The organism is Haloferula sp. BvORR071 (assembly GCF_000739615.1).
GTDB lineage: Bacteria > Verrucomicrobiota > Verrucomicrobiia > Verrucomicrobiales > Akkermansiaceae > Haloferula.
In genome coordinates this window covers 158,720-170,284 of record NZ_BATP01000034.1, presented here as the reverse complement: position 1 = coordinate 170,284, position 11,565 = coordinate 158,720, and the positions used below count along the sequence as shown (strand labels likewise).

At 63.3% G+C, this 11,565-nt stretch carries 5 protein-coding genes; all 5 read right to left on the bottom strand.

Annotated elements, in window-relative coordinates:
- Window positions 1-6 precede the first annotated feature (6 nt).
- A complete protein-coding gene (locus tag BV071_RS19335) occupies window positions 7-2,718 on the bottom strand; it encodes a hypothetical protein (protein ID WP_035610787.1) in 2,712 nt (903 codons plus the stop codon).
- A gap of 145 nt (window positions 2,719-2,863) precedes the next feature.
- A complete protein-coding gene (gene gnpA, locus BV071_RS19330) occupies window positions 2,864-5,080 on the bottom strand; it encodes a 1,3-beta-galactosyl-N-acetylhexosamine phosphorylase (protein WP_035610871.1) in 2,217 nt (738 codons plus the stop codon).
- Window positions 5,081-5,094: 14 nt separating this feature from the next.
- Complete coding sequence (locus BV071_RS19325) at window positions 5,095-8,046, bottom strand: LamG domain-containing protein (protein WP_035610868.1); 2,952 nt, start codon at window positions 8,044-8,046, stop codon at window positions 5,095-5,097.
- Between the two features lie 111 nt (window positions 8,047-8,157).
- Complete coding sequence (locus BV071_RS19320; protein ID WP_052573595.1) at window positions 8,158-10,194, bottom strand: hypothetical protein; 2,037 nt, start codon at window positions 10,192-10,194, stop codon at window positions 8,158-8,160.
- A gap of 4 nt (window positions 10,195-10,198) precedes the next feature.
- On the bottom strand, window positions 10,199-11,527 hold the full coding sequence (locus tag BV071_RS19315; protein ID WP_052573593.1) for a Gfo/Idh/MocA family oxidoreductase: 1,329 nt from the start codon (window positions 11,525-11,527) through the stop codon (window positions 10,199-10,201).
- Window positions 11,528-11,565: the final 38 nt, after the last annotated feature.

Here is an 11,565-nt window from a genome sequence, read left to right as displayed (position 1 = left end):
AAGAGGTCAGCAAGCCGCGCGCTTCCAGAGGGTATGCAGCGGTGAGCCATTCGGCGAAGCGCCGCGATCCACGTCGACCCGCAAGATCCGCGTTGCACGCGGGGCCAGCTCGACGGAGAAGCGGGACGAATCTGCCAGCAGCAGGCCAGTCTCTCCCAACGCATTCGATTCGGAGACGCGGCACTTGGATAAAGCGGGCAGTTCAACCGCGGTGCTCACCGTCTGGTTGGTGACGTTTTGCAGGATCAGCAACAGGTCCCCAGTGCTATCGTCGCAAGGCGAGAACTGCTGTGGCAAGACCGCCGGATTCTCCACACGGAGGAAGTCGCGTGCTACAGGTGCCGCATTCATCACCGGGTGGACCTCGATCGGGCAAGCGGCATCGAGGCCGGTGCGGGTGGAGAGCACTGGATCGAAGGCAGCGTGGGTGCGGAGTTCGTAGCGGAAGCGCATCGAGCCGGGCTGGCAGGGGCGGAAGTTGGTCATCCAGTAGTTGTTCACCGGCCAGCCGAGCAGCAGCGGCTTCGCGTTGTTCCGGGCGAAGCCTTGGGGACGACCGAAGCCGAAGTCACCGATCTGCACCAAGGGTGCATCAGGGGTCGCAAGCGTCACGCCGGCTTCGGCATTGTGGACACTGGCCCAGGAGCCGGTGGTGACCCAGTTCTTGCATGAGCCTTCGAGCTGTTCCTCATCCCAGCGCACCGGCACGCCGGCGGCATCGTAGTGCGCGGACCACTGCGGGAGATTGAGCGGGAAGGTGAAGTAGATCGCCTCGGCGCAACGGTTCTCGTCCTTGGTGAAGGTGGCGGTCAGCTCAACCACTGGTGCCAAGGCACTGAGCTTGATCCGCTGGATGAGATCGCCGGGCAGGTGGGCGAAGAAACCCTGCGAGGTGCCCGTGGCGCCGCTGTTGTGCTGGACGCCGGGAGCCTCGCGCCGGGTGACCAGGGTGATGCCATCGGCATGACGTTCGATCTGGAGGTCGAGCAGCTTGCCTGCGGCGCGGTGCTGCGCCTTCCAATCGTATTGCCAGCAGTCGATGTCAGCGTGCAGGAGGTCCCAGATGCTCTGGTAGTAGGCATCGCGGCCAAGCTCACCGGTGGTGAGGTCGTGGTGATTGGGGTCCGGCTGCTCGTGGACGAAGCCGAAGAAGGGCCACTTCGCATCGGCATCGATGAATTCACGGCCGAGCTTCTTATCGTAGAGGCTGGTGGCGTAGCCGGTCTGCGGATCGTAGGTGAGGCGATGGAACTCGGTCTCGATCACGTTGCCCTCCGTTCTGAGCGATGCGGATGGTTCAGCTGGCACCAGTTTCTCCACAGGCAGGGAGATGGTGCTGCAAGGCTCGAAGATGAAGGGGCCGCTGAGGTAGGAATTCGAGTCGTCCCAGAGGAAGCGGTCGACCTCGATACGGGCGACGTTGCTGGAGCAGTGGCGCCAGGTGCCATCGGCCCAGGTCTTCGGGATGCGGACGAAGCACTCGCGGCGCTGGGGAGAGGGATTGAAGCAGAGGACGGACTTGGGAGCAGAGAGGTTGGTGGGATTCCCGACCAAGAGGTCCAGCGAGTCGCGGAACAGGAGGCCGGTCATCGAGCGTGCGCGCCACGCGTAAGCGGCATCGAGCACCCATTGTTCGTCGATCGGATCCGAGCTGCCGGACTGTACGGTGCGGTCGGGTCCCCAGGTGTGTTCATCGAAGAGCAAGAGATTGCGCCAAGCATCCAGCGAGCGCACGGTGGTGTCTTCGCAGACTGGCAGGGCGGTCTGGAGCAGGCCAGTGGCCACGAGACGGCGCGCGGTATTGCGGTTCACGCGGGTCTCGGTGGCAGAGCTGGCGGAGCCGAAATTCCAATAGTCCGACCAGTCGCCGCGGACATCCGGAATCGGGATTGCGGGCTGCTCGTGGTAGTAGTCGAGCAGGTCTTCCGGCGTGATAAAGCGGATCGCGGGGAAGCGGCCCTCATCGTTCCAGCGGCGGACCATCTGGACCAGCAGCGGGTCCGGCGGGTAGTTGTCGCTGTAGACCGGATGGGTGGAGGTGAGCATCACGAAGTGGCGCGGATGCCCGGCCTCTTCTAGGCGGCGGAGATAGGCACCGATGCCTTCTTGCATGATATCGGTGCTGCCTTCGGCATAGCGGCTTTCGCGGCCGAAGGTATTGTAGTGCATGCCGTTGTAGGTGAGCAGCGGGCGGCCATCGGGGCTGTGCCAGTTCATCCAGCGCGGGCGCTGGTAGGGGAAGCCGCCGCTGTGGACATTGATGCCCATGAGGAAGGCATCGATACCGGCATCTAACAGGAGGTTGGTGAGCGGCCAAGGGACGCCGTTCACATCATGGCTGATCGCGGTGCGGATCGGCACGCCGAGCTCATCGCGCAGGAGTTTCATCGCGCGCAGGCCGTGGGCGAACTGAGGGGTATTTGCCAGTGGTGAAAGGTGGATGGGCAAGGCGCCGACGGAGATCCGGCCGGCCTTGGCCAAGGCGCGGAAGCGTTCGATCTGCGAGGACTTCGCGCGGTTCAGCCAATGCATCACCGGCCAGGTGGTCTCACAAGTCCAGCGTGCGGCGGAGGCCTCCGGGAAATCCGCGGTGCTCTCGCAAAGATCGAGCGCCTGGTCGATGATGCGCCGCTGGAGCTCCCAGAAGGCCGGCTGCGGGTGGGTATAGCCGACGTCGGTGTGAGAGTGGTGAAGCAGGAGAATCTCTCGGATTTGCATGGTGACAGTGGAAAACTGAGGGCCGGCTGAGGGCGCTCCGGGCTTATAAGGGGACGCTATCGCTTGCGGCCCTGGCGCGCTCTGTCCCATTTGCAGAAAAACGCATACGGAGTTGCGCAGGGATGATGGGAGGCGAACGGGATGCTCAGTTTTGCGGCGAGAACCAAGCGCTGGCGTAGGGAGCCAGACTTAGCTCGGAGGTATGTCCGACTCCGTCGAGCACGGTGGTGAGCTGGGCTTCGGGCGAGTTGTTGATGACTAACAGTTTCGCGACTTCCGGATACCATGCGCATTCTGTTTTGGGGTTGGTCGCGAACCATTGTCCGAGCGATGGTTCCTGGCGGGCGGCCCATACGAGGGTGCGAAGCAGTAGCCGGTAGTTGTCGAGCGTGGCGGGCAGGCCGGCGAAATACACGGCGCGGCCGGCACCGCAATCGCGGGCGGAGGCGAGGACATGGCCGCCGGGACCTGTCGCCAGGATCTGGGTACCCGGCTCGACCGGGGCGACGTAGCTCTGGCTGATGCCGAAATTCAATTCCAGCGCTTCTCCGGCGAGGATGAAGTGATCGCGGTTTTCCTGCCATTCGGCAATGGATCGCTGCGACGGTGAGTGCCCGAGTTCCTGATCGACACCGAGCACATCGGCGAGTTGGAAGACGCGGCCCATCGCGGCGTGAGCGCTCGGCTCGCGCACGCCGATGAAGCCGCCGCCTTGGTGGACGAAGCGCCGCACTGCGGTCACGATTTCAGGTTGTGCCCAGTAGTGCCCGCCGGACTGGGCGGTGCCGGCGTCGCCGTCGTTGATCAGCACGTCGAGATCGTCTGGAATGCCGTCGGCGGCCACCTCGTCGAAGCTGAGGAAGGTCACGTCCACCGGCAGGCCCGCCAGGCATTCAAGCAGGTAGCTGCGGGCCAGCAGGAACATGTTGTCGCTGTAGGAGACGGCGAACTTCTGGTCGCGCCCTTCCATGGGGATCCATGAGCGGCAGGCACCCCAAGCGTTGAGAATACCGACCTTCACCGGGATCCGCCAAGAGCGGGTCGAGCGGGTTACCTCGATCAGGGTGCGGAACTCCTGCGCGAGACCGGATACCTGGGCCACGAATTCCGGATAGCGCGCTGCCAGGCTGAGATAGCCGCCGTAGCCGATCCGGTCCACCGGCGCGCGCAAGAGGCCGCGGCGGACATTTGCCCAGAACAACTGCGAGTCCCGCAGCGGTTGGCCGCCGTGGTCATTGAAGGTATCCGGGAACAAGTACGGGTAGAGCCGTAGTTCCTTGATCTGGCTGCCCGGCGCTTCTGCACAACGCCGAGCCACCACAGCGCCCTCGCAGGCATTGATGTGGATGTCGATGCCCATCTCCTGGAAGCTGGGCAGGTAGGGCTCCATGCCGATCCAGTGATCGCCCCAGAAGATGGCCGCCTTTTTCCCGGCGCGATGGATGCGGTCGGTCAGGTCACGGCCGAAGCGCACGACGAACTTGTGGATGTGCTCCATCCACTGCCGCTGCCGCGGTGTGGGAACGCGGTGGGTATTGCGATAGTAGCCCTGGTCAACAAAGTCCTCGCTTGAGGGGCGGTAGCCATAGGTCTTCTCGAAATCCAGCAGCGCCGGGATACTGACGGTGTCGGCGTAGCCCTGGCCGTCGAAGTAACGGGTCTTGCCATCGGCTCCGCTATCGATGGGAAAATGGTAGCAGAGTGTGGTGAGGCGCACCACGGTGGTCGCCGGATGTTCCTCCAGCCAGCGGTCGAACCACTGCATCAGGTGATCGTAACAGGCGGGGTGCCACGGATCGACGCTCATGATCGGTGCGCAGGTCCAGCCATTCGTCAGATGGTTGTGCATCGAGGTCGAATCCCAAGTCTGCTGGACCAGGAAATTCACCGTGTACTGGTGCCAAGGCGTGATGCCGTTCACCGTCACCATTCCCGACTCTGGATCGAATGCCCATTGCGAGCCGGGCAGCTTCCGGCCGGTCGTGCGGTCGTGGACTTCCCACCAGACGGCGGGATCGTTCAGGGTGTCGATGCGATACTTGCGCGAATCGAAACCCCGCATCGGGTCCAATACCACACTGTAGGTGGTTGCTGTCACCGGATCGGAGCGGAAGAACTTGCGAATCAGGAACTCCGAATGGGCGCGCACAAACTCCTGGTCGGCACGGGTCAGCAGCACCGTCGAGAAGATGTCGAAGCCAAGCGCGGTGAGCGAGGGGGATAGCTCGGTGCCGTCCGAGTCACGGATCGTATCCGCACCCCACTTGGCGGCGAGATCGAGAACCAGATCGTCCTGGCCAGCCTCAGTGGGAAGAGTGAAACGCCCACGCGTCGGCACGGCAGCAGGAGCAAAAGGTTGCATGGTCGGTCGCGCGCTCATTCGAAGGTGACCCAGGTGAATCCTCCAGCCGGCAGGGTGACCGGGATGCGGGCCTGCTCATCCCGATCCAGTTTAAGGCTTGAAGCGGAGCCGTCCTTCTCGCGCACCGACGCGCTTCCCACCAGGCCGGTGTAGTAGAGCGGCACGGTGAGCTCCTTCTTCACCTCCTGATCGAGCGGATTGAAGACCAGGAGCATCCCCTTCTCCTTCCCGCTGGGATTCACGTGCAGGTAGTAGTCGAGCCCGCGGCCATCGGGACGGCGGAGGTGGATGATGTCACCGAGGATGACGTCGGAGTGACGCTTGTACCAGTCCATCCACTTCCGGAGCATGGCCTGGCTTTGCGGGCCGTCGTAGAGCCGGTGGCCGCGGACCCAGACCTGGGCACCCGAAGCCAGCATGCCGAAGAAGGTGCGCTCATACTTGTCGAGGTTCTTCTCCATGCCGCCGTGCAGCACCTCGGTGTTCAGGTTGACCCAGCCCATCTGCGCCGTCTTGTGCCAGGTGGCGTCGTAGATGTACTGGCGGTAGATGACGGTCTGCAGGTTGATGTCAATGTTGTCGGTCGCCTCGCGGTACCCCATGCCGGTGCAGACTTGGCCATTGAGGAAGTACCAGTCCGGGACAGTCAGGTAGAGATTGCGGCGCTGGCCCTCGTGGAGCACCGAGCACATCCACTTCCACTGCGCCCATTGCGAGTCCTCCAGACCCTTGTGGTGCGGGTGGTCTTTCGCCGCGCAGGGGTCGCCGTGGTAGGGACCATCGGGTTTGAAGGCCCCCATGCCGGCAGCCTCGATGGTTTTCCACATGTTGTCGTAGTACATGTCCGCCCAAGCGCTGGCACCACAGGCACTCTGGCCGAAGAGGCTGCCGGGCTTGCCGGTGGCCGGGCTGATGCAGTTGTAGTTGTCCTCCGGTTTGCCCCAGCCTTGCGAGGCCATCATGAGCTGATAGGCGCCAACGCGGACGCCCTTGGTCTTCGCGTAGTCGCAGATGACCTTCATCGACTTCACGTTGCCTTCCGAGCTATCGGCGTAGTTGAAGCTGCCGGGATGTTCCGGCGCCTGGAGCAGGTTGAAGCCGATTTCCTCCATCTGGTCGATCAGCGGCTTGAGCACGTTCGGGTCGCGGGTGACCGGCGCGTGGACTTCGAACATTTTCTCGTTCGTCTGCGGCGCGAGCTTGCGGTAGAAGCGGCGCTGGGCGAGGTGGAAGCGCTCCTTGTCGGTGCTGTCGTTGAGGATCGTGAAAGTGCGGAAGGCATCGAAGGACTCGCCGGCTTTCACGGTCCAGTTCGGGCCGACGGTCGGACGGCTGAGCAGCAGCGCGTTCTGGGGGTCGTTGAGGAAGATGTCCTCCGCCTGATTGAGCGTGGCCATTGAGCCCCAATTCGGATCGCGGACGAAGCGGGTAGTGCCGCCGCCGAAGGAGTAGTCGTAGAACTCGGATTTCCCGCCACTCATGTGGATGCCGAGGCCGCTGCCCTTGTCGGTGGCATTGGCCATGGCGAAGGAGTAGTCGCTCTCCACGTGCATCATCCGCGAGTTGCTGGGCTGCACCGCGAGATGCTCGCTTTCGAACTTGGTGAGCACGACCTCCTTCCCGGACTTGTTGACGAATCTGAAGGTCTTCATCATCACCGGGATGCCGTCGTAGATCTCGTAGCTCACGGCGACGCCGGTACCCTTGTAGGGACTGCTCTCGGGAGCGACGAAACGGAAGGTCAGGCGCTGGCCCTTGGCGGGCCACGCGATGTCCTTCGGCGCGTTGCACTTGGGCTGCCACTCGTAGGGTTTCACGCAGGCACCGCTCTCCATGCCGATGAAGCGGAAGCTGTCGGGCTTCGAGCGCAGCAGTGGCAACCAGCTTGGCGTGAGGAATGCCTGGTCCGGCGTACCGGTGAGACCACCAATCTCCAACCAGTTGCCATCGAGGCAGATGCGCGCTTCCGGCTTGATGGCGCGGACGAACTCGATGTCCTTGTCGATGCGGCGGAAGCTGATGCAGCCGAGGTTGCCATCGGTGAGGTGAAAGGTGCGACTGACCAAGCCATTCGTCAGCAGGACCTGGGCGAACTGCTTCTTGTCATCCACACGGAGCTGGATCGATGAAGGCTGCGTCGGCGGCTCAATCAGCCAATCGGCGGTGGCTGGCTTCTCGACGAAATCTTTCACCACCTTCACCCCGGGTGTTTGCAGCAGCCCCTCCATGAAGCGGGCGCGCTCGGCGAGGTCCGCATCCTTGAGGGACTTCAGCTTGGTCTCGTCGAGCAGGAAGTCGGTAACTTCGAAAGCGCCGGGCTTGAAGGTGGAGACGCGGGCCTCCGAGATCCAGCCGTGGAAGGCTTCCTTGCCGGGTGCGCTGGCACCAAGGGAGAAGTTGGCGGTGCCGCCGCCGAGGCCGGGCAAGTCACCGGCGCGTTCGCCATTTATCCAGGCGCTACAGTTGCCGCCTTCGCGAACGATGGCGAGATGGGTCCACTTCTCGGGGGTGACCTTGCCGATCGGAGTTCCACCGACACCGCCGACGAAGACCTGCCACTGGTCACCGCTCTGGGCGATGAGGAAGCCGCTCGCGCCGTTGCCATTGGCGAGCGCTGCATGGAGACCGGGGTCGTCGCCCTTTGCCGCATAGGCCCAAACCTCGACCACGAAGCGGTCACCGCTGGCGAGGTTCCTGGCGGTGCTGTAGCACTGGTCGTCGTTCTCGAACTTGATCGAGGAGTCGGAGACCTGACGGCGCGGCTCCGGGCTATTCGACATGATCCTGGGGGCACCTTGGCGGGTCAGTGCGGGAGCATCCTTGACCTGCCCCGAAAGGGTCGCCGGGGCGGCGGTGTCACGAACGCCGCCTTCGCCCTGAAGGTTGTATTGGGCGAGCGGCTGGACTTCAGCCAAGGCGGGGTGCGCGAAGGCAAGGGCAGCGATCAGAGAACGGGTGAGCTTCATGCTGGCGAAGAGAGCGGAGTGAGCTTTAGGGAAGCGAAAAGAACCACGGATGAAGGGCAAGGAGGTCTGCCGGAGCTGAGTCTTCATTCGTGTTGATCGGAGCAATGGGAGTCACGCGGGGTCAGCGGCCTTGTCGGGAGTGATGGGCCCGGTCGTTTCAATGGCGGCGGAGCCGGGAACTGTGCCGTCGTCAGAAGCGTGGCCAGTTTCCTTGAGCAAGCGGAACATGGTTTTTAGATCGCGGATGCCACCCATGCCGAGCCAAACCGTGCTGATCACCAGCAAGCAGGCTAACGCGATGAGGTAAATCTTCCAGAATCCGGCCCAGTCCGCATTGCCGACCTTTCCGGAGAGCGAGAGGGCGATCATGATGACGCAGGCGCCGAACCACGCGAAGACCCAAACGTAGAAGGCATACACCGTGCGGCGGTCGCTGGTCGAGAATTCCGGGGTGACGCCACAGATCCGCTTCCACAGCGAAAGCTGCGGCTCGTCATCGAGCGATGAGTCCGCGTCGCGCCAAGCACCGCGGTGGAGCAGGCGATCGAGATCGAAGCTGGCACCGCGACGGGTGAGCAGGGACACGCCGACGTAGGTGGCCGTCGAGACCAGCATGGTGATGAGCAACCACCACTGTGGGTTGAGTGCGATCGCGTGGCCGGCGATCGAGAGCTGTGGCGGCGATCCGGTCCATTTTTCCCAACCCTGCATGAGGGCGAAACCAGCGAGACCAAAGACGCCGCCCACACCCATGGCTGCGTAGGCACCCTGGGTCGTGCCCTTCTTCCAATAGAGCCCGCCGATGAGGATTGCGCCGGAGCCGCCGAGCCAGAGGGTACTGCTGAGCGCAAAGTACATCAGGATCTTCTCGGTCTGGCGGTAGAAGCAGCCGAAGAGCACCGCGAAGACCGTGACCCCCAGCATCGACAGGCGCAGCCAGCGCAATTGCCGCGCGGGTTCCGGCGAGGTCTTGCGGAAGGGCAGCACGACATCCTGCACGAAGATCGAGCCGAAGGAGTGGATGAAGGCACTCTTGGACGAGATCATCGCCGCGATCATGATGGCGAGCAGCAGACCCTTGCCGCCGACGGGCAGAATGAAGGCGAGTGCAGTGCTGACCGTCATCTGACCGCGCACCGCCGCGCCGTGTTGCCGCTCCAGCACGTCGAGCCATGCGGTGATCGATTGGCCAAGCGAGGCGTGGGCGGGGTGCTTGAGCGCCACTTGCGCGGCCAGCACCATCACCATGAAGAAGAGACAGAGGGTCTGCCAGCGGATGAGGCCGAGGACATTGCCCATGCGGCCTTCGTGCGGTGTGCGGGCCGCGGCATCGAAGGCCTGTCCCTGGAAGTTCGACAGGCGGTTGTAGAACATCCCGATGGTGGAGATGACGAAGTACCAGACATTGAAGTCCTTGACGTTCGAGGTGCGCGCCGGGTCGAGCAGAGATGCGTCGGCGGGAGCTTGGTTGAGCACGTCTAACACTTCGCTCCAATTGAGCCAAGTGAAGCCGATCACCAGCACCAGGAGGACGGCAGCGATATTGATGAAGAAGCCCTGGCAGAAATCCAGGACCAGCACGGTGACGTGGCCGCCGTGGAAGACGAACAAGAGGGTGACCGCCATCATCGCGACCATTAGCACGGGAAAGGTCGGCAGGGTCAGGCTGGCCAAGGCGAAGTCCTTCGGCAGGCCGCAGAAGCCCATGACGAAATGGGCGCTGACCGCGGGGAAGATGCCGAAATTGATCATGCCGGCGATCCACGAAACGATGCCAGCGCTGACGCGGACGCCGGGGCTGTAGCGCATCTCGAGGTATTGCGGCACGGTCATGGCCCGCGTTTCGCGGAAGCGATACACGGCCCAACCGGACACAGCCATGATCACGGCAAGCGGTGGCTGGATGATCAGGCCCCAGCTCATCGCCGGGAAACCGCCGACGAAGTACAGCTCGAACATGCCGATGATGTTGATCGCATCGATCCACACCATGCCGGCGGCAATGGTGAGCAGGTAGCGTCCGGCGCAACGGCCGCTGACGAGGAAGCCGGAGACACTCTTGGCTTGGCGGCCGCTCCACATGGCGATCCCGGCGAAGGCCAGGAAGGAAACGATGACGATCAGCCAGTCGATGAGATGAAGGTGCATTCGGTCAGAAGACGGAGGATTGCAGGAGTTCGGCGGGAACAATCACCCTGCCGGTGTGGAAGGCTGCATCTGCCGCAAAGGCGATGAGGTGCCCAGCCATGAAGTGGCTGTTATCGAAGGGACCGGGCGCGGAGATGAGCTCGTGGAGAGAATCGACCAGTCCGAAGTCTCCGCCACCGTGGCCGGCATAGCCGTTTGCGGAGGGGTCTTCGACCTCGATCTGCTCGGCCTCGCCACCGTGATGAAGACGCAGCTCCAGCCGGTGGATCTCGCCGTCGGCATGCAGGCTGCCTTGCAAGATCGCCTCGGTACCGTGGATGCGAATGCGGCGGCCGCGGTCAAATGCGGTCATCAAAAGCTGTGCTGTCACGCCGGACGCGAACTGGAGCGAAACGACCTGGTGGTCCGGCGTGTCATGCCCGCAGGTATACACGCAACGGCCCCAATCGCCCTTGCGCAGCCAGTCGAGGATCTCATCGTCGCTGGCGTTGGCCCAGCCCGGCATGACCTGCGGCAGCCAAGGCTGCTTCTTGTCCGTGAGGTAGCGTTGCGCGGGGAAGGGGCAACTGCTGTCAGCCGCGTGCGGGCATGGATCGGTGCAGCGTGCGGTGGCACCTGCGGGCGCATTTTCCGGGCGAAACCATTGGTTGCCGGCGAAGCTGGAGACCGCGGTGCATTCGGAGCCCGCCAGCCACGAGAGGATGTCCGTGTCGTGGCTGCATTTTTGCACGATCATCGGCGTGGATTTCTCCCTTACCGACCAGTTGCCGCGGACAAAAGAGTGCCCGAAGTGCCAAGGCTCCACGCCCTCGGTGGCCTGGATGCTCACCAGCTTGCCCAGACGACCGCTGTCCAGGACCCGCTTGACCGCGCGATAGAAGGGCGTGTAGCGGAGAACGAAGCACAACACGATCCGCCGGCCCAGCTCGTTGGCGAGGCGCACCAGATCATGGACTTCCGCCGAGGTGCAGGCGGCGGGCTTTTCCAGCAAGAGGTCATAGCCGGCACGCAGGGCGAGCATGGCCTGGCGATAGTGGAACTTGTCCTGGGTGGTAATCACCGCCACATCCCCGAGACGACCTGCCGCCAGCAATTCCTCCCCGGTCTGGAACTCCCGAACTCCGGTGTCACCTAGAAGGCTCCGCACATCGGCGCGCTGGCTGGCGAGGGGATCCGCGATGGCGACGGCCTCAAGGAGTTGCGGCCGGCTGGCCACCACTTCGGCATATGCGCGGGCGCGGGAACCGCAGCCGACAAAGCAAAGCCGCAGCGGAGCGGCCGGTATTTTCTTGGGTTGCCCGGGGAGCGTTGCCGTCGCGATGGAAGACCTCATGAGAATCCATCTAGCCTAGAAGGAATCCGAAAGCGAGG

Excerpts from the sequence above, each read along its gene's own strand:
- BV071_RS19335 (WP_035610787.1), bottom strand. The coding sequence starts at position 2,718 with ATGCAAATCCGAGAGATTCTCCTGCTTCACCACTCTCACACCGACGTC.
- gnpA (WP_035610871.1), bottom strand. The coding sequence starts at position 5,080 with ATGCAACCTTTTGCTCCTGCTGCCGTGCCGACGCGTGGGCGTTTCACT.
- BV071_RS19320 (WP_052573595.1), bottom strand. The coding sequence starts at position 10,194 with ATGCACCTTCATCTCATCGACTGGCTGATCGTCATCGTTTCCTTCCTG.
- BV071_RS19325 (WP_035610868.1), bottom strand. The coding sequence starts at position 8,046 with ATGAAGCTCACCCGTTCTCTGATCGCTGCCCTTGCCTTCGCGCACCCC.
- BV071_RS19315 (WP_052573593.1), bottom strand. The coding sequence starts at position 11,527 with ATGAGGTCTTCCATCGCGACGGCAACGCTCCCCGGGCAACCCAAGAAA.